Consider the following 20293-nt stretch of genomic DNA (forward strand, 5'->3'; position numbering starts at 1 on the left):
GATGCTGGAAGTGCAGGAACTTAAAAAGAGCTTTGGTGGACGTCAGATTTTAGACGGCGTTGACTTAACGGTTAAAGATGGTGAGATTTTATGCATCGTTGGTCCATCCGGTGCAGGTAAAACGACGCTTTTGCGCTGCATTACCGGTTTAGAGGCAGCCGACAGCGGTAAGTTTTTAATTGATGGTCGTCCTTTTGATCCACAGGGAACGGATCGCTCTGACAGTGTGATCGGGGTTGTTTTTCAAGACTTTAACCTTTTCCCTAATCTGACAGTTCTTGAAAACGTTACGCTGGCGCCAACGCTGGTCTTGAAAAAGGCAAAAGCCGATGCCCAGCAGGATGCCGAAAATCTCTTAAAGGAACTGGGATTGGATGGCAAAGGCGATCTGTATCCTTATCAGCTGTCTGGTGGTCAAAAGCAGCGAGTGGCAATTGCGCGGGCGCTGGCTATGAAGCCTAAGATTCTTTGCTATGATGAGCCAACCTCTGCTCTTGATCCTAATCTGCGTGATGAGGTTGCCAAGCTGATTCTGGGCTTGAAAAAAGACGGCATGACGCAGTTGGTGGTTACGCATGATATGGAGTTTGCTCAAAAAGTCGCTGATGATATTCTGCAGGTTAAAGCTTTGGATCAGCAATAATAATGGGGGCCGGAAAATTGAAGAAGTTCAAATATTGGCTGCTGCTGTTGATTTTGCCGGTTATGCTGTTGAGTGGCTGTCAAAACGTTACCCAGCGTGCTGACACTCAAGACACCTGGAAGCAGATTCAGCGGCGGGGCAAGGTTGTGATTGGGCTGGATGACAGTTTCGTGCCAATGGGCTTTCGGGAAAAAAATGGCAAGCTGGTTGGCTATGATATTGATCTGGCTAAGGCCGTCTTTAAACAATATGGCATTAAGGTTGATTTTCAGACGATCGATTGGTCAATGAAAGAAACCGAGTTAAAAAATGGGACCATCGATCTGCTGTGGAACGGTTATTCGGTAACGCCGCAGCGGGCTAAAAAAGTTGCCTTTAGCCGCGTCTACCTGCTTAACAAACAGGTACTGGTTACCAAGAAAAAAGATCATATCAGTAACTTTAACGATATGAAGGGCAAGAGTCTGGGCGTTCAAAATGGTTCGACGGGAGCAACGGCTTTAGATGAGTATCCTAAACTGTTAAAAGATAAGATCAAGAATCACAAGGCCGTGCTTTATGATACCTTCCCTGATGCATTTATTGATTTGAATGCTGGGCGGATTCAAGGCATTTTAATGGATGAGGTCTATGCGGACTACTACATTAAGCACCAAAAAGACAGCTCGGCCTATCGAGTCTACTCAGATCCGCAGATGCCGCAAGACTATTTTGCTGTTGGGATGCGTAAGGGTGACAAGACTCTGCAAAAGAAGGTTAACGAAGGTTTGGCTAGACTCCAGAAAAATGGCGAGCTGCGGCGAATCAATAAGAAGTGGTTTGGCGTCAGCAGCAATTATCTGGGACCGGTAAAAAAATAAAATTAACAAACGAGGGCGCGTCTTAACGGGCCCTCGTTTGTAATTTATGGGCGAATCAAGTAATATGGAATATTGTATCTATCAGTAAGAATGAACTATGACAATCAAAGACATTAATCAATTTTGGAAATGAGGGTAATATGGTGGATTTTAATCTGCAGCCGGGCGTTAGACTGCATATTGAGCCAACGTCACGGTTTCACGTTAATCGAATTCTGATCAACTTTGCAACGCCACAGACGGCAGATAATTCGGCAGCGCGCAATCTGTTGGCGAATCTTTTAGAAACCAGTACGGCAGCATATCCAACGCAGACAGCATTTGCCAAGGCCTTGAATCATCTATACGGCGCCGATGCCAGTGCCAGCGTCAGTCGCATCGGCTATGCACATACGCTGCGGGTACGAGCTGAGGCAGTTGATGATCGCTTTGCTCAGCCAGGTATTTTTGCCAGCTTGGTGGATATCTTGTATCAGATGATTTTTCATCCTTTAATAACGGATGGTGCTTTTGATGCAGCAACCTTTAAGACCCAGCGGCAAAACGTTGCCAATGAGCTGGCTTCCATTAAGGAAAATAAACAGTACTACGCTGCCTGGCAATTGGACCGTCTTTATTATGACCAAAGCTCTTTGATGCGGATTCCCAGCTATGGTCGGCTGGAGGATCTGGACAAGCTAACGCCGGCATCTTTGGTTGAAACCTATTATGATATGCTGGCTCATGACCAGGTTGACATTTTTGTCTATGGCAATGTGGATCCACAGACGGTACTTGATCTTTTCAGACAGTGGCCATTGTCACCGCGTCAGTCGCCACTGCCTAAAGATATCTATTATCGTCAACCGTTTCATCATCGCGTTCGTGAGCTGAGTGAACGCCAAGACGTTAATCAGGCCAAACTAAACCTGGCTTACCACTTTCCGGTTTTCTATCGTGATGAAAACTACTATGCTGCTTTGGTCATGAATGGAATCTTAGGCGGCACGCCATATTCCAAGTTGTTTGCCAACGTGCGGGAAAAAGCCAGCCTAGCTTACTATGCATCCAGTCAGCTGCGTTTGTTCAGCAGTCATCTGGCAATTCAGACGGGGATCGATGCCAAAAACTATCATCAGGCGCGGCAATTGATTGAGGCTCAGGTCAAGGCAGTTCAGCAGGGTGATTTTAGCGAAACGGTCATGCAGGAAGTCAAGGATGCCTTGATCAACCAGTATCAGACTGGGCTGGATGCTCCTGGCGGCATTGTTGAGCATTGGCTGGTTGACTGTATGAGTAATCGACTGCCGGCAGAAAACGTTATTGAATCACTGCAGCAGGTGACTAAAGAACAGGTTGCCGATTTAGCTAAAAAGCTTCAGCTGCAGGCAGTCTATTTTTTGGATGGTGAGGAATAATGCAGCAATTCAAATATTCAGAATTCAATCAAAACGTGTACCAAAAGCAGCTGGATAATGGCCTTTTGGTAACATTGCTGCCAATGGAAGGCTTTCATAAGACCTATGCTGTTTTGTCGACTGAATTTGGCTCAATTGATAATGCATTCGTGCCTGATCAAAAAAATGAGCTGTTGACGGTTCCTGATGGCGTGGCCCACTTTTTAGAGCATAAGATGTTTGAAAAGGCCGATCATGACGCGTTTGATCTATTTGGCAAGCTGGGAGCCGACGCCAATGCCTTTACCAGCTTTACGCAGACGCGCTATCTGTTTTCAACGACTGCTCACCTCCACGAAAATCTAGATGTACTGCTTGATTTTGTTCAGGATCCATATTTTACTGAACAAACTGTCAATAAGGAAAAGGGAATCATTGGCCAAGAAATCACCATGTATAATGATGATCCCAGCTGGCGTTTATATCTTGGGATGCTGGGCAACCTGTATCCTAATGATCCGATGCACATTGACATTGCCGGCACCCAAGAATCGATCCAAAAGATTACGGCACCGATTCTTTATGATGCCTATCGCACCTTTTATCAACCAGCCAATATGAATCTGTTTGTTGCTGGACGACTTGATGTTGAGCAGGTTTTAGCGTGGGTTGAGCAAAATCAGGCAGTCAAGCATTTTGATGAGCCCAAGCTGCCTAAGCGAACCGCGGTAATCAGCGATCCGACTGCCAACGACGTCATTCCGTTTCGTACATTAACGATGGCAGTTGAGCGGCCTAAGGTAATGGTTGGACTGCGCGGTATTCAAAGTTTTGAAAACGGTAAGGAGCGGCTGCTTTATAAATGGCGGATCAATCTTTTACTGGCAATGCTGTTTGATGAGACGTCAGCCAACTTTTTACGTTTGTATGATACTGGTGTTATAGACGATTCTTTTAATTATAATTTTGAGATTCAGCGCGGCTTTCATTTGGCAACCTTTAGCACGGATACTGATCAAATGGAGCAGTTTGCCGATGCCATGATTCAGATTCTAAAAGAGGCGCCTGAACAGCTGGCAGCAGTGAAAAATCAGTTTGAAGACGTAAAGCATGCGATGCTGGGCCGCTTGATCAACCAGCTGGACTCACCGGAAAACATTGCAATGCTGTACGGCGGCAGCTATTTTGATCATGCAACGCTGCTGGATGAAATTGAGATTTTGCGCAGTATTGATTATGATGAGCTGGCAATTGCCATTGATCAATTCATCAAACCAGAGCGGCTCTCGGTCTATCAAATCGTACCGCCAACGAAATAAGCGTTTCTTAAAATTTGCCGTCGTGATAGTATGCTATACTATTTTAGGTTATGGACTAATTTAAAATTTAAAAGAATGAGGATTAGGTATGAGTGAAAACGAAGAAAAACGACCAGAAGTTGGTAAAAAGCTTCATGATGCTCGGGTAGCCAAGGGATATACCTTAGACGACCTGCAGCAGGCGACCAAGATTCAAAAACGCTATTTGATTGCCATCGAAGACGAAAAGTTTGATGAACTGCCTGGCGATTTCTATGTTCGGGCATTCGTCAAGCAGTATGCTGATACGGTTGGTCTGGACGGCGAGGATCTGTTAAAAGAATACGATGACGATCTGCCTAAAGCCAAGACTGATGAATATTCAGAGCATATTGCTCAAGCCGTTGAGACGCGGGCAACTTCCAAACGCAAGCTTACTAAGGTTAACGATGCCAGAAAGTATCTGCCAACAGTGATTGCGATCGTCATCGTCGTTATTGTTTTGGCAGCAATTTGGCTGACGGCAATCGTTAGAGGTCATCGTGATTCTTCGACCAAGATTGACAACAGTTCGGTCAAGGTTTCAGGTGAATCAAGCAAGAAGTCTTCCAGCTCAAGCAAAAAGAAGTCATCGTCCAGCTCAAAGAAGACGTCCAGCAGCATCAAGCTGACGGCTTCAACGCGGACCAGCAGTGCAGTTACGTTTACCGGTGATGCCTTAACCAAAGACACGACCTTGACGATCAAGACTTCCGGACAAGCCTGGAATGCCGTAACGGTTGATAACTCACAGCGTTTAAGCAAGACGATGAGCGCCAACCAAACTGAAAAAATCAATATTGCCAAAAACGCCCAAACGATCGTCTTGACGCTTGGCAATGCCAGCGCCACTACGGTCAAGCTTGGCAACACCACGGTTGATCTGACGCAGAACAACACTTATCCAAACACACGGACGGTTACGATTAAGCTTGGCAATACTACGCAATCGTCTTCGGCTTCTTCAACCTCTTCATCTGCCGTGACGACCAGTACTTCGCAAAGTACGTCTTCAACTGCTGGATCAGGCACGACGTCTGGGGTTGCATCAACCTCATCAACACAGACGAGCGTATCCAGTACGCGTTAATTTAGTGAAATAGGGGGAAGTTTCGTTGAATTTACCAAACAAATTAACCATCGTTAGGCTGATTATTATTCCATTTTTCCTGATCTTAATGGTAGTGCCATTTGGTTGGGGCAGCGTTGCGTTTTGGGGTGCTACGATTCCAGTTGCCGAACTGATTGCGGCGATTCTGTTTATTGCGGCCACGATTACTGATAATCTGGATGGCCGAATTGCGCGTCGTGACCATTTAGTAACCAATTTCGGTAAGTTTGCCGATCCATTAGCTGATAAGCTGTTGGTAATGACTGCTTTTATCGTCCTGACGGGACAAGGGGTCGTACCTTCCTGGGTAACCGCTATTATTATTTGGCGTGAGCTTTCGGTAACAGGACTGCGTCTATTGCTGGTAGAACAAAATGGAACGGTGCTGGCTGCCAAGATGCCAGGTAAGATTAAGACGACGACTCAATTTATCGCCATTATCTTCTTGCTTTTGCACAACGTAATCTTTGCAATCTGGAATATTCCATTTGGTCAGATTATGCTGTACATCTGCCTGTTCTTTACGGTCTACTCGGGAATCGACTACTTTGTTAAGGGCCGCGGCGTTTTTGCGGATGGATTTAAATAAAATTGGCTAGATTAAAGTAAGTTCTTAGAGTCATTGGACTTTAGAACGTAAGCACACTATAACCAACCGCATATGATTAAATCCCAAGTTCTCCTATACTTGAAGACATATTCAAGGAGGAGGACTTTTTATGAAGCAAGATTTTGTCGAAGTTGATATACCACGAACAAAGAAGCCGGTTACTAAGCGCTCACGCTTGACTGCGACCGTTTCACTGCACCAAGTAAAAATTAATGTCTACCAAGAAGCAGATCCCGCTCTGGTTAGTGAGATCATTAAAGCAGTAGCCGCTTATGCTGGTTAACTGGAGTGCCCCTCAGCACGTCTACATAGTTTGTGGCAAGACCGATCTGCGGAAGGGGATTGATGGTTTGGCCATGGTGATCGCAGAGAATTATGGCTTGGAATTAGATAATGATTCGTTATTCCTATTTTGTGGCAATCGTAATGACCGCTTCAAAGGCTTGTACTGGGACGGCGAAGGATTCATCCTGCTTTATAAACGCTTTGAAAATGGTGGACTGCGATGGCCGCGACATCGAGAAGACGCAGTGGCATTAACCAAGAGTCAGATTAAGGCATTGTTAGAAGGCATCTCGCCACTGCCTCAGAAACGAATCAGGCCGGCTATTAAGGGACCAGGGTATTAACAAGTTCCTCTTTTATTTGCCTCCATTATCTGATAACCTAATGGTCATCAGATAATAAAGGAGGTGATTGGTAATGGCTGAGAAGATCACTTTAGAAGAAGCCTTGCGTGAAAACAAAGAACTAAAGGCTAAGATTGCGGAACTGACCGAGATGGTAAACTATCTGCAAAAGCAACTTTTTGGAAAAAAAACTGAAAAATTAAGTGCTGGCCAGTTGGATCTGTTTGATGACAACGAACAGGAAACCGTGCCAACGAATGATTCAACAGTAGAAAAGTTGACCACTACCGTTACCAGTCACCAGAGAAAATGCAAATCAAAGGAATCACGTAAACAATTGCTTGATTGCCTAGAACAAGTTGAAGAACTTCATCAGCTAAGCGAGCAAGAACTGACTTGTGATCAATGCGGTCAAATGATGACGGTTATCGGCAAACATGAACAATATCGTGAAGTTAAACTGATTCCTGCCCACTTGTGCTGCAAAATCGTATGTACTGAAACGGCTAGATGCGAACACTGTCAAGATCCGGAAACCGACAATGATGTACTCGTTCAGGCAAAGACGCCACAGCCCTTGTTTCCACACAGTTACCTTTCAAGCTCGGTAATCGCCGAAGTACTTTTTGAAAAGTTTGGTCTGGCAGTACCGTTTACCCGCCAGACGCAGTATTGGGAGCGCCTCGGACTTCCCATCACCAGCAAACATATGGCTCGTGGGGTAATTGAAGCTGGCGAAAGGTTTGGGCAAAAGATTTATGAACGTCTGCGTCAAGAAATCAAGGCAGCACCTGTGGTGCAGCTTGATGAGACGCCATTTCAAGTTCTGGATCTTGATCAATCACATGGCTACTTCTGGTCAGCCTGTTCTACGGCAGAATTCAGTCCACATCAAGTATCGTATTTCCACTATGCCCCTTCACGATCAGGAAAGGTTATTACAGAAATCTTAGGTGATGACTTTTCTGGCGGTATTATGTGTGATGGGTTTAGTGGATATTCTGATAATCGCTTACCAGAAGCGTATTGGGGGACCTGTCTGGTTCATATCAATCGCCAATTTAAGCGACTGCTTGATCCAAAGATTACCCGCTTTCAAGGGCAAAGTATTGCGAGTGACGCCGTGCGGATCCTTGCCAAAGTATTTCACATCGAAAAACGGTTGAAATATTCATCAGCAAGTGAGAAGGCAGCCCAAAGGCGTCAGCATTTAAAAGCGATGATTGATGATTTCTATCAGCTGATTGAAGAAGCCTTGACGAAATCGCCACTCAAACCGCTACGCAATGCAATCAAAAATGCCCTCAAATTGAAGAAGCGGGTTTACCAGATGTTCAGGCATGGAGAGCTGCCATTGCATAATAATCACAATGAGCAACTGATTCGTCCCACCACGCTGGTCAGAAAGAACAGTCTGTTTGCGAAGTCCACGGCTGGGGCCAAAGCCAATGCGATCTGGTATAGCATCGTGCAAACCGCAAAACTAAATCATTTGGATGTCTTTAAATATTTAGAGACCCTGCTTAGCGCCTTTACAAAACGCGAAACGCCAGAAATAGAGGCTTATTTGCCATGGGCTCGTGAAATTCAAGAAAGCTGCAAAGCCTAATTGATAAATGAACAGCGGTCGACCACGCAGAAATGCGCCGGTCGACCGCTGCTTTTTTGTTCTTTAATTTTTGAAATTGGTCACCGCTTAGTAGGCAACACGGTTCAATATGGTGTGCTTACTTTAGAACTTGCTTTTTTGCTTTTTTTAATGCATAAGCCGATAATCGGCATATATTAAGTTGAGGGGGATGCTTATGGAAGCAGAAATTATCTCAATTGGAACTGAAATCGTTTTAGGACAGATCGTCAATACCAATGCCCGCTTCTTAGCTGATCAGCTGCGGCGGCTGGATATTGATGCTCACTGGCAGACAACGACTGATGATGATCCAACGCGGATTCAGGCAGCCATCAGACAGGCACAGACACGTGCTCAGCTGATCTTTGTCTGTGGCGGCCTGGGACCAACGCTGGATGATCAGACCATGGCCAGCACGGCTGCGGCAATTGGCGTTGAATTGGCTTTGGATGATGAGCAGTGGCAAAAGATTCAAGCCGATTTTGCGATCAGAAAAACCAAAATGACGCCAGAAAACATTAAAATGGCCTATTATCTAAAAGGCGGTCAGATCTTGGCTAATCCTACCGGGATGGCCGATGGTGCCTACTTGAATCATCAAGGCCACACCTATGTCGTTTTGCCCGGGCCGCCGCGCGAATTCAAGCCGATGGTAACTCAGAGCCTCTTGCCGCTTTTAAAACAGCAGTTTGGCAATGGTAAAGCCATCTTCAGTCATAATCTGCATTTTTTAGGACTCCCAGAATCGCAGCTGATGGATGAGATTGAGCAGGCATTAGATGAAGCCAAACTTGATGACGTCTTGGCAACCTCATACGTTCAGCCTGGCGAGATTCAAGTTCGTCTAACCATTCATGACGCAATGCAGGCCCAAGCAGAAAAAAAGCTGGCTGCTGCTGAACAAGTTATTTTTAAGCGCGTTGGCCGATATTGTTTTGGAATTGGCGAACACGTCACCTTGGCTGAACAAGTCGTTAAGCTGCTGCAAAAGCATCAATGGACGATTACCGGGGCCGAAAGTCTGACGGGCGGTATGTTTCAAAGTACGATCTGCAGCGTTCCGGGCGCATCAAAAGTCTTTAATGGTGGGTTTGTAACGTATGCTGCGCAGGCAAAAGAGCAGCTGTTGGGCGTTCCTAAAGCCGTAATCGACCAATATGGCGTTGTCAGTGCTCAAACGGCCAAAGCAATGGCTGAGGGATGTCAAAAGAAAATGAATGCCGATGTTGGGGTCTCATTTACTGGGGTCGCCGGCCCAGATGCTTTAGAAGGTCAGCCTGCTGGAACGGTTTGGATCGGGATCGCAATCAAGGGGCAGCCAACTCAGACCAGCCAACTGCATCTCTCTCAAAAAATGGCAACGCGCCAATGGATTCGCCAGCGCAGCGTTCAAATGGGATTGTTGTTTACCTATTGGGCTTTGCAAAATAAAACGAACTAACGTTCACTTTTTGCTTGTCTTTTACCTATGATTACTGATAAGATAGTTACAGACAACTTCGGACATAAGGAGGAAAACATTTTGGCTGATCAACGACAGGCAGCGCTGGAAAATGCACTGCGTAAAATCGAAAAAAACTTCGGCAAAGGCTCCATCATGCGAATGGGTGACGCAGCTGATACCAAGATTGCGACGGTTTCCAGTGGCTCGCTGGCAATTGATGAAGCATTGGGGGTAGGCGGCTATCCGCGTGGTCGGATTATTGAAATGTATGGACCAGAAAGTTCCGGTAAAACGACGGTGGCCCTGCATGCCGTTGCTGAAGTGCAGAAGCGTGGCGGGACGGCAGCCTATATTGATGCTGAAAACGCATTGGACCCACAATATGCACAGGCACTAGGCGTTGATGTCAAGGACCTGCTGCTCTCTCAGCCAGATACGGGTGAAGAAGGCTTGGAAATTGCTGATGCCTTGATTGCCAGCGGCGCGGTTGATATCGTAATCGTTGACTCAGTAGCGGCATTGGTTCCGCGTGCTGAAATTGAGGGCGAGATGGGTGATACTCACGTTGGCCTGCAGGCACGTCTGATGTCGCAGGCACTGCGCAAGCTCTCTGGTGAAATCAATAAAACTAAGACGATTGCCATTTTTATCAACCAGATTCGGGAAAAGGTCGGGGTTATGTTTGGCAATCCAGAAACGACGCCAGGTGGTCGAGCACTGAAGTTCTACTCCACGATTCGAATGGAGATTCGTCGTGGTGAGCAGTTGAAAGACGGAACTGAGGTTATTGGTAATCGTGCCAAAATCAAAGTCGTTAAGAACAAGGTTGCGCCACCATTCAGAAAAGCAGAAGTCGACATCATGTATGGTCAGGGAATTTCTAAGACCGGTGAAGTCTTAGATATGGCCGTTGAAAAAGACCTGGTTAAAAAGAGTGGTGCCTGGTATTCATACGGTAACGAACGAATTGGTCAGGGACGTGAAAATGCCAAGAAGTGGCTGGATGAACATCCTGAAGCAATGGCCGAGCTGACTAACAAAGTTCGAGTTGCCTATGGTATGGAGCCGGATGCTTCATTGACGGCAGCAGCTGATGGCGAAAATGAGACTGCTAAAAATAAAAAGCCACAGCAGGAAAGTCTTGACGTGGCAACGGAAACTGACGATAAGTAAGCAATAAAACTCAAATTCGGCCGCGGCTGGATTTGAGTTTTTATTTAGTTATCTTAATGTCACGGAAGCTACATTAAGATTTGTTTAACTTGAATTATTGACACTATTCATAAGCACGATTAAAATTACTTTGTGTGCAGATTTTCATTTGTTCACTATTAATTAATTGTTAATTCAACCAACAACATAAAATAGTTGATGCGGAGGTGAAACGATGAGTGCTTTCGGCTTGTTAATCGCCGCGCTCGCTATGGTTGTCGGTATTATTGTCGGCTATGTAATTCGAAAAGTCTCTTATGAGAAACAAATTGCACAGGCGCACAATAGCGCCGAGGGAATTATCGCTGCTGCGAAAAAAGATGCTGCGACGGCCAAAAAAGAGGCTATTTTAGAGGCCAAAGAAGAAAGTCACAGATATCGGGAAAGTGTGGAGCAAGAGCTTAAAAAGCGTCGCGATGAGGTTCAGCGTCAAGAAGACCGGATGCTGCAGCGCGAAACCACCCTTGATCGCAAGGATAATGCCCTTGAAAAAAGAGAAAATGCAGTCAGTTCCCGCGAACATAAACTGGATCAAAGGAACGAGCAGATTCAAAAAAGTCAACAACAAGTAACGCAATTGATTGAACAGCGTCAGGCTGAACTGGAAAAAGTAGCTCAGATGTCGCATGAAGATGCCAAAGAACTGTTGTTAAAACAGCTCCAGAATGAGTTGAAGACGGAACGCGAGGTTATGATCCGCGAAAGTGAGCAGACTGCTGAACTGGCAGCTGACAGAAAAGCTAAGCAGCTGATTGTTGAAGCAATTCAACGCAGCGCGGCTGACACGGTTTCAGATGCGACCGTTTCCGTTGTCGCCCTGCCTAATGATGATATGAAAGGTCGAATTATTGGGCGTGAAGGACGCAACATTCGAACTTTGGAAACTTTAACCGGAATTGATCTGATTATCGACGACACGCCACAAGCGGTCGTTTTGAGTGGTTTTGATCCGGTGCGGCGTGAAATTGCTAAAATGGCTTTGGAACGCTTAATCCAAGATGGTCGAATTCATCCTGCCAAGATCGAAGAAGCAGTTGATAAAGCCCGCCGAGATATGGATGCTCAGCTGCGCGAGACTGGCGAACAGACCGTATTTGATCTGGGACTGCATGCGATGCATCCCGATCTGATCAAAACGATTGGTCGGATGAAATATCGGACCAGCTATGGCCAAAATGTTTTGGACCATTCAATTGAGGTTGCCAAGCTGGCAGGTATTATGGCTGCCGAGCTTGGTGAAGACGTTACCCTAGCGAAACGCGCTGGTTTATTACATGATATCGGCAAGGCCGTCGATCATGAGGTTGATGGCTCACATGTCGAATTGGGGGTCGAGTTGACTCGCAAGTATAAAGAAAATCCAGTTGTGATTAATACGATTGCCTCTCATCACGGCGACGTACCGGCCGAATCAATCATTGCCGTATTGGTTCAGGCGGCTGATGCAGTTTCAGGTGCGCGTCCTGGTGCTAGAAGCGAGTCGCTTGAGCAATACATTCAACGGCTCAAAAAATTAGAAGAGATTGCCAACCGCAATCCGGGCGTTGATCACAGCTATGCTATTCAAGCCGGGCGGGAGGTTCGCGTTATTGTCAAGCCAGACAAGATTACGGACTTGCAGGCCACGGCTTTGGCACATGATATTAAGCGAGAGATCGAAGGACAGCTTGAATATCCTGGCCATATCAAGGTTACGGTTATTCGTGAAGTACGCGCCGTCGATTATGCTAAATAGTAAAAATAGGGATTGGAGAAGTGGTTCTTCAGTCCCTGTTTTGCGTTTTTGATTCAAATTCATGTAAAATAAAGAAATTAATATAAATGGAGCAGGTGAAAATTTTTGGCTAAAAAGCTTACGCCAATGATGGCACAATATCAACAAGTTAAAGACCAATATCCAGATGCTTTTTTGTTCTATCGATTGGGCGATTTTTATGAGCTGTTTAATGATGATGCCGTCAAAGGTGCCCAGATCCTCGAATTGACGCTGACGACGCGCAATCACAGCGCTGCCAACCCAATTCCAATGTGCGGCGTTCCGCATAAGGCCGTTGATGGCTACGTCGACATTCTGATTGATAAGGGGTACAAGGTTGCTATCTGCGAACAGATGGAAGATCCTAAAAAAGCCAAGGGAATGGTTAAACGTGCCGTTACACGCCTGATTACCCCAGGAACGCAGATGGATCAAAGCGGTGATGCGGCTCGCAATAACAACTATCTAGCCGCCTTGAATCAGCAGGGATCAACGTTTGAGCTGGCCTATGCAGATCTGGCAACCGGTGAATTAAAGACTACCACGCTGAAAGGAAAAAACGCAGCTTTAAATGAACTGATCAACCTGCAGACCAAAGAAATCGTGGCTGATGACTCACTGGCTGCTGAAATGGTACAGCAGCTGACCAAACGCAACATTTTGCTATCCAAACAGTCTGAAATTTTAAAAAATGCCGAAGTCAGCTACCTGACGCAGGACCTTGAACGACCTGGCGAAAAACAGGTGGTCGCGCAGCTTGTCTCATATCTGCTGACGACGCAGAAACGTTCGCTTGACCATCTGCAAAAGGCAATCTCTTATCAGCCAAGCTCCTATATGAAAATTGACCATTATTCCAAGACCAATCTGGAATTAACGACCAATATGCGCAGCGGCAAGCGCCAAGGAACGTTGGTATGGCTCTTGGATGAAACGAAAACGGCAATGGGCAGTCGACTGCTAAAGCGCTGGCTGGATCGCCCTTTGATTGATGCTGAACAGATTGAGCAGCGGCAGGATAAGGTTCAGGTACTGTTGGACAACTATTTTGAAAGAAGCAATCTGCAGCAGGAACTGACCCAAGTATACGATCTGGAGCGCCTGGCTGGCCGAGTGGCATATGGCAGCGTAAATGGCCGCGACCTGATTCAGTTAAAGACATCGCTTCTGCAGGTACCAAAAATCAAATATATTTTAGAAACGCTTGACGCGCCGGTTTTTGATGATCTGGCAGCCAAACTGGATCCCTTGTCTGATATCGCCGACTTGATTGAACGCTCGATTGCTGAAGAACCGCCAATCTCGGTTACTGACGGCGGCGTGATCAAGACAGGATACAACGATCAGCTTGATCAGTACCGCGATGCGATGAATAATGGCAAGCAGTGGATTGCACAGCTGCAGGCAAAAGAACGCGAAGCAACTGGCATCAGCAACCTTAAGATTGGCTATAATCATGTTTTTGGCTACTATATTGAAGTTACCAAGGCCAATCTAAGCAAGCTGCCGACTGATCGTTATGAACGCAAGCAGACACTGACGAATGCCGAGCGTTTCAGCACGCCAGAACTAAAAGCCAAGGAAGCCTTGATTTTAGGCGCGCAGGAAAAATCAACTGCTTTGGAGTACGATCTGTTTGTGGGCGTGCGCGAAACCGTCAAAAAGGCAATCAATCGGCTGCAGTCACTGGCTAAGGCTTTGTCAGAGCTGGATGTCTTGCAGAGTTTTGCAGTGGTCAGCGAAGACTATCATTTTGTACGACCGCAGATGAACCAAGAGCACCGTCTGGAAATCAAAAACGGCCGGCATCCGGTGGTTGAAAAGGTAATGGGCTACCAGAAGTACGTGCCAAATGACGTTTTGATGGATCCGCAGACATCGATTCTTTTGATCACAGGTCCCAACATGTCAGGTAAAAGTACCTATATGCGGCAACTGGCTCTAACAGCAGTCATGGCGCAGATGGGCTGCTTTGTACCGGCTGATCGGGCGAACCTGCCGATTTTTGATCAGATCTTTACGCGAATTGGCGCCGCTGATGACTTGATTGCTGGTGAAAGTACGTTCATGGTCGAAATGATGGAAGCTAACAATGCGCTGCAGCATGCTACGGCCAACAGTCTGATTTTGTTTGACGAGATCGGACGAGGCACGGCAACCTATGATGGCATGGCACTGGCGCAGGCAATTATTGAGTACGTTCATGATCATGTCGGCGCTAAGACGCTGTTTTCCACGCATTATCATGAACTGACCGATCTGGAGCAGAATCTTAAGCACCTGCATAACGTTCATGTCGGCGCAACTGAAGAAAACGGCGAGCTCGTCTTTTTGCATAAAATTGAGGATGGTCCGGCTGATAAGTCTTACGGGATTCATGTTGCCAAACTGGCGGGGATGCCGACAGATCTGTTGAAACGGGCTGCTCAGATTCTCAATCAGCTGGAAAGTCAAGATGAGATCAAATTGACAACACCAGCTGAAAAAATCGCTGCACCGGCTGCTTCATCGTCAGCTGCGGCACCAGATGCTGATGAGTCAACCCCGCTTGCCGCCGAACCAGATGGGCAGCTGGAACTGTTTGCTCCAGTACCAAAAACTGTCAAGTCTGCATCAGGTCCAGAAGCAAAAGTGATCAGTCAGCTTAAGAATCTGAATTTAATGGGAATGACGCCAATGGAAATCATGAACCAGGTCTATGAATGGCAGACAAAACTGGCAAAACAAAAGTGAGTTGAGTATTCATGGGAAAAATTCATCAACTAAGCAGCGTTTTGGCCAATCAGATTGCGGCTGGTGAGGTAATTGAACGCCCCTCATCAATCGTAAAGGAACTGGTAGAAAACGCTTTGGACGCGCATAGTCATCGAATTGACGTCGTGGTAACTGAAGCTGGGTTAGGCAGTATTCGCGTGATCGATGATGGTGACGGAATTGCCAGAAGCGACGTTCCAATGGCCTTTAAGCGGCATGCAACCAGCAAGATTGAATCAGCGCGCGATCTGTTTCGCGTCCAGACGATGGGGTTTCGTGGGGAAGCGCTGCCCAGTATAGCCTCGGTTGCTGATGTAATCATGACGACGGCAACAAAAGGACAAGAAGGGACGGCCTATCATATTCGCGGTGGCGAGGAGAAGTCGCTTAAACCAGCAATTGCACGGCAAGGAACGGATATTTTAGTGACGGAGCTGTTTTATAATACCCCAGCGCGGCTAAAGTATTTAAAGTCGCCTAAAACCGAGCTGAGTCATCTGGTTGATATCGTCAATCGTTTGGCTTTGGCTAATCCTGATGTTGCAATCTCGTTTACTCACGATGGACGGGAAATGTTTCGCTCAGCAGGCAACGGCAGACTGCAGCAGGTTATTGCCGCTATCGATGGCGTTAACGTTGGGCGTGGGATGCTTCCAGTCCAAGGGGAAAATCCCGATTTTAGAATTTCTGGCTATATCTCACGACCAGAACTGACGCGTGCCCAAAGAAGCCATATCACGCTGACGATCAATCATCGCTATGTGCGCAGCTATGCATTGACCAAGGCGATTATTGCCGGCTATCAGTCAAAGCTGATGGTAGGACGTTTTCCGCTTGCCGTTATTAATATCGATCTGGATCCGGTCTTGGTTGATGTCAATGTGCATCCAGCCAAGCGTGAGGTTCGCCTAAGCAAGGAAGATCAGTTGGCCAGTCTTTTGGAACAGGCTGTCTATCATAGTCTGGCCAATCAGAATCTGATTCCGGACGCTGGCTCACAGGCACGGCAGCTAAAAGATAAGCAGGAAGCTCAAGCAGCATATTTTGCTGAAGCCGTACCTGCCTACCAGACGGCTGATGAAAAAGCACCGGCTCAAGCCACGCCGTCGACGGTTACCGCAGCTGAAGATGATGAGCGTCAGGCTGCTGAACCAGTTGTCATCAAAGAGCGTCAGGATCTGACCCGGCCTGCCATGGCTGCTTTTGATCAGCGCTATCAAAATGAGTCGCAGGTACCACCATTTGAGCAGCCGATTTTGACCAGCCATCAAACCAAAGCGGACGTAAAGACTGAAGAAATGGCGTTGGATATTGACGATGCAGGCGATCAGGAAAACCAGCGCTTCCCTGATCTGCAGTATCTGGCGCAGTATCATGGCACCTTTTTGCTGGCTCAGGCTTCAGATGGTCTTTATCTGGTCGATCAGCATGCCGCCCAAGAACGAATCAACTTTGAACGCTTTCGGCATGAGATCGGCGAGGTTGGTCATGATCAGCAGGCATTTTTGACGCCCTTGGTATTAAGCTTCTCGACTGCTGAGGCGTTAAAGATCAGTGAGCATCTCGACGTTCTTAAAGGGGTGGGCTTGAATCTGGAGCCGTTTGGACAGAACAGTTTTGTCCTTTCTGAGCATCCCACTTGGTTTGTTGAAGGACAAGAAGAGGCAACGGCTAAAGAAATGATTGATTGGGTATTGAGCGATACCGAGCTGAGCGTGGCGCATTTTCGTTTGAAAACGGCAATGATGATGAGCTGCAAGCGTGCGATCAAGGCTAATCATCATTTGGATAATCAGCAGGCTAAGGCACTGTTGGAAAAGCTGGCCCAGTGTCAAAATCCGTTTAATTGTCCACATGGCCGTCCAGTCACGATTCGCTTTACTGATACTGATCTGGAGAAGCTTTTTAAGCGGATTCAGGATCATCACCAAGCCTATTCGCGCGATTTTGATGCCCATTCATTCTAGGTGGCGAACATTTGTGTGGTATAATGAAAAACAACAGTTAAAAAGTGAGGAATAAAAATTGTTTGAATATCTTACTGGGGCAATTGTTGATACAGCGCCAACCTACATCGTAATCGACGTCAATGGCGTAGGCTATCGGCTGGCCTGTGCCAATCCGTTTCGTTGGCAGGTCAATCCCAGCGACAAGGTCAAGGTTTATGTATATCAAGCCGTTAGAGAAGATGCGATTACTCTGTATGGCTTTGTCAGTGCAGAAGAAAAGCAGCTTTTTATGCAGCTGATCAACGTATCGGGGATCGGTCCCAAAAGCGCCTTGGCAATTCTGGCCAATCCGGATCACCAGGGCTTGATTGACGCGATTGCCAATGACAACGTCGGCTACTTGACCAAGTTTCCTGGGATTGGCAAGAAAACGGCTGGCCAAATCGTCTTGGATCTGCATGACAAGATTGATCAGCTGCGTGCCAATGAGCCGCTGGATTTCAACGTGCCAGCCAGCGACATCGAGATGACGACTGAATTAAGGGATGCCTTGGCTGCTTTAACGGCACTAGGCTATCCGGAACGATCGGTGAAAAAAGTACAAAAAGCGCTTAGCAAGGAACCGGCAATGTCGACTGATGATTATCTGCGGCAGGGACTGCGCTTGCTGAGCTAAGAGAGGAGGAACCTTTTTGGACGATGATCAGCACTTGATGTCGGCACAGGTTGAAAACGAAGCTGAAAGTGCCGGTGAAATCAGTCTGCGGCCGCAATGGCTGGCTGACTATATTGGTCAGGAACAGATCAAAAGAAAGCTTTCCGTTTATATTCAAGCTGCCCGCAGTCGTGAAGAGGCACTGGACCACGTGCTGTTATATGGACCGCCGGGATTAGGGAAAACCACGCTGGCAATGGTGATTGCTCATGAGATGAACGTTGGCATCAAGACGACCAGCGGACCAGCTATTGAAAAGCCGGGTGATCTGGTTGCAATGCTAAATGAGCTTCATCCAGGCGATGTCTTGTTTATCGATGAGATCCATCGGCTGCCGAAAACGGTTGAGGAAATGCTCTACTCAGCAATGGAAGACTATTTTATCGATATTGTCGTTGGTGAAGGACCAGCTGCGCATCCGATTCATTTTCCGCTGCCGCCGTTTACTCTGATTGGCGCAACGACGCGAGCGGGAGTCTTATCGGCGCCTTTGCGAGATCGTTTTGGCATTATTGAGCATATGGCATATTACAGTCAGGCAGAATTGGAAAAGATTATTTTTCGATCGGCCAAGATTTTTGCCATGCCGATTGAACCAACCGGCGCCCGTGAGTTGGCAATGCGTTCAAGAGGTACGCCGCGGATTGCCAACCGGCTTTTGAAACGGGTGCGTGACTTTGCCCAGGTTGCTGGCTGCGATGCCATTGATGCAGCCACCGTTAACAAGGCGCTTAAGCTGCTACAGGTTGATGAGCGTGGCTTAGATGAGATTGACCGCCGCATTCTGCATACGATGATTGACTACTACCATGGCGGCCCAGTAGGCTTAAAAACGATTGCGGCCAATGTTGGCGAGGAGATGGGGACGATTGAGGAGATGTATGAGCCATATCTGCTGCAGATCGGCTTTATCGCCCGTACGCCAAGAGGACGAGTTGCAACGCCGGCCGCCTATCGTCATCTAGGGGTCGCTTTGCCCAGTGATTAGAACTCATTAGGTACACTAGGGAAAATGAAAGGATAACCGTTTTGAAGCTTGATTTTAAACTGCAGCATCATGCTGAAACAGCCCGAACAGCCCAGCTGGCAATTGGTCGTCAGACACTCGAGACGCCAAGTCTGATCATTCCTGCACCGGCGCTGGCGGTTCATGATCTGGCACCGGCTGAAGTCAAACGATCCCAGATCAAGGGACTTAGCATCGATGAAAGCATCGTCTCGCAAAATCCTGGAACCGAAACAGTCCATAACTTAGGCGGTCTGCATCGTTTCATGGCTTGGGATGGTTTGGTGATTGCCAAGCCCAGTGATTTTCGGCATCTGCCATTGGTCAAGAAAAATCACCTGACTAAAGACGGCGTGCGTTTTCATGACGTCAAGACGGGTGCGGTTCGCTTGATGACGCCGCAAACGGTAATTGAATCACAAACCGAACTGCAGCCGGATATCATGCTGATGCTGAGTCAGACGCCATCTTATTATGCACCGTATGACTATGTTGAAAAAGCCGTGGCAATCAATTCTAGCTGGGCAGCCGCGGCCGTTCAGAAACTGACCGCTGATTCGCCAGCGCTGTTTGGCGTGATGCAAGGTGCTGGGTTTGCCCAGTTAAGAAAACAGAGTATTGAGGCTTTATCTAAAATAGATTTTTCCGGCTATGTAATCGGTGGCTTAAGCGATATTGACAATGACAAGGAATTTGATCGCATCTTGAAGCTAAGCGTCGATTTGCTGCCTGCCGATAAGGCGCGGATGGTGGTTGACATTCAATCGTCAGCACAGCTGGTCAGCGCGCTTAAAAACGGCATTGATCTGATTGAAACCTCTTTACCGACTCATTGGGGACGCTATGGCAAGGCTTTAACCGCACAAGGACTGCTGCCGATTAAAAAGGCGCGCTTTGCTGCTGACCCACAACCACTCGCTGAAGACTGCCGTTGTCCAGTCTGTGAGCAATATTCAAGAGCCTATCTGAGACATCTGCTGCATATGGATGATTCCGTTGGTTCGCGCTTGATTAGTCAGCATAATCTTTGGTATTTGCAGCAGCTGGTAAGTCAGGCTCGTTTGGCGATTATGCATGATCAACCCATCACGGCGATTTTTGAGAACCTGATTTAGAAAAAACGTTTCATGCAGTCAGCTGCCAGTCTTTTTGATGGAACCAGTGGTATTTGAGTCGTTTTTTTGGTAAAGTTGTTTATTGAGCATATAATTATAAATTACTAAGAGAGGATGAACGGCAGTGGAAATTTTAGCTGCAAGCA

General features: G+C 46.9%; 17 protein-coding genes. All 17 read left to right on the forward strand.

Going from position 1 to position 20293, the window contains the following annotated elements; translation table 11 throughout:
- The first annotated feature begins 1 nt into the window (after position 1).
- Positions 2-643: an amino acid ABC transporter ATP-binding protein gene (locus ABC765_RS02580; protein WP_347952849.1), complete on the forward strand. Its 642-nt coding sequence runs from the start codon at positions 2-4 to the stop codon at positions 641-643.
- Between the two features lie 17 nt (positions 644-660).
- Complete coding sequence (locus ABC765_RS02585; protein ID WP_143113091.1) at positions 661-1503, forward strand: amino acid ABC transporter substrate-binding protein; 843 nt, start codon at positions 661-663, stop codon at positions 1501-1503.
- A gap of 140 nt (positions 1504-1643) precedes the next feature.
- Positions 1644-2900, forward strand: coding sequence for an EF-P 5-aminopentanol modification-associated protein YfmF (yfmF, locus tag ABC765_RS02590; protein ID WP_347980646.1), 1257 nt, complete (start codon positions 1644-1646; stop codon positions 2898-2900).
- A complete protein-coding gene (gene yfmH, locus ABC765_RS02595; protein ID WP_347952851.1) occupies positions 2900-4198 on the forward strand; it encodes an EF-P 5-aminopentanol modification-associated protein YfmH in 1299 nt (432 codons plus the stop codon). Before yfmF ends, yfmH begins: the two co-directional genes overlap by 1 nt.
- 88 nt (positions 4199-4286) lie before the next feature.
- Positions 4287-5306 (forward strand): RodZ domain-containing protein, encoded by a 1020-nt coding sequence (locus tag ABC765_RS02600; protein ID WP_347980647.1) that lies wholly within the window; start codon positions 4287-4289, stop codon positions 5304-5306.
- A 25-nt stretch (positions 5307-5331) separates the two neighbouring features.
- The gene (gene pgsA / locus ABC765_RS02605) at positions 5332-5916 is read left to right on the forward strand and encodes a CDP-diacylglycerol--glycerol-3-phosphate 3-phosphatidyltransferase (RefSeq protein WP_347980648.1); all 585 of its coding nucleotides are present in this window, start codon (positions 5332-5334) and stop codon (positions 5914-5916) included.
- Positions 5917-6046: 130 nt separating this feature from the next.
- Positions 6047-6220 carry a hypothetical protein gene (locus tag ABC765_RS02610; protein WP_303094221.1) on the forward strand — a complete coding sequence of 58 codons (174 nt, stop codon included), beginning with the start codon at positions 6047-6049 and terminating at the stop codon, positions 6218-6220.
- Entirely contained in the window at positions 6210-6566 is a 357-nt protein-coding gene (tnpB, locus tag ABC765_RS02615) for an IS66 family insertion sequence element accessory protein TnpB (protein WP_013437559.1), read from the forward strand. The genes ABC765_RS02610 and tnpB overlap by 11 nt, the downstream gene beginning before the upstream one ends.
- Positions 6567-6639: 73 nt before the next feature.
- The gene (locus tag ABC765_RS02620) at positions 6640-8175 is read left to right on the forward strand and encodes an IS66 family transposase (RefSeq protein WP_347952914.1); all 1536 of its coding nucleotides are present in this window, start codon (positions 6640-6642) and stop codon (positions 8173-8175) included.
- Positions 8176-8371: 196 nt separating this feature from the next.
- Positions 8372-9637, forward strand: a complete 1266-nt coding sequence (locus tag ABC765_RS02625; RefSeq protein WP_347980649.1) for a competence/damage-inducible protein A — start codon at positions 8372-8374, stop codon at positions 9635-9637.
- Between the two features lie 81 nt (positions 9638-9718).
- Positions 9719-10813, forward strand: a complete 1095-nt coding sequence (recA, locus tag ABC765_RS02630; protein ID WP_347952854.1) for a recombinase RecA — start codon at positions 9719-9721, stop codon at positions 10811-10813.
- Between the two features lie 214 nt (positions 10814-11027).
- Positions 11028-12587: a ribonuclease Y gene (gene rny / locus ABC765_RS02635; RefSeq protein WP_347980650.1), complete on the forward strand. Its 1560-nt coding sequence runs from the start codon at positions 11028-11030 to the stop codon at positions 12585-12587.
- Positions 12588-12692: 105 nt separating this feature from the next.
- Complete coding sequence (mutS, locus tag ABC765_RS02640) at positions 12693-15341, forward strand: DNA mismatch repair protein MutS (RefSeq protein ID WP_347980651.1); 2649 nt, start codon at positions 12693-12695, stop codon at positions 15339-15341.
- An 11-nt stretch (positions 15342-15352) separates the two neighbouring features.
- Positions 15353-17329 carry a DNA mismatch repair endonuclease MutL gene (mutL, locus tag ABC765_RS02645; RefSeq protein WP_347980652.1) on the forward strand — a complete coding sequence of 659 codons (1977 nt, stop codon included), beginning with the start codon at positions 15353-15355 and terminating at the stop codon, positions 17327-17329.
- Between the two features lie 58 nt (positions 17330-17387).
- Entirely contained in the window at positions 17388-17987 is a 600-nt protein-coding gene (gene ruvA, locus ABC765_RS02650; RefSeq protein ID WP_006500237.1) for a Holliday junction branch migration protein RuvA, read from the forward strand.
- Between the two features lie 37 nt (positions 17988-18024).
- Positions 18025-19014 carry a Holliday junction branch migration DNA helicase RuvB gene (gene ruvB / locus ABC765_RS02655; RefSeq protein ID WP_376752318.1) on the forward strand — a complete coding sequence of 330 codons (990 nt, stop codon included), beginning with the start codon at positions 18025-18027 and terminating at the stop codon, positions 19012-19014.
- 41 nt (positions 19015-19055) lie between these two features.
- A complete protein-coding gene (locus ABC765_RS02660; RefSeq protein WP_347980654.1) occupies positions 19056-20147 on the forward strand; it encodes a tRNA guanosine(34) transglycosylase Tgt in 1092 nt (363 codons plus the stop codon).
- Positions 20148-20293 lie beyond the last annotated feature (146 nt).

The sequence above is a fragment of the Limosilactobacillus sp. WILCCON 0051 genome, from assembly GCF_039955095.1.
GTDB lineage: Bacteria > Bacillota > Bacilli > Lactobacillales > Lactobacillaceae > Limosilactobacillus > Limosilactobacillus allomucosae.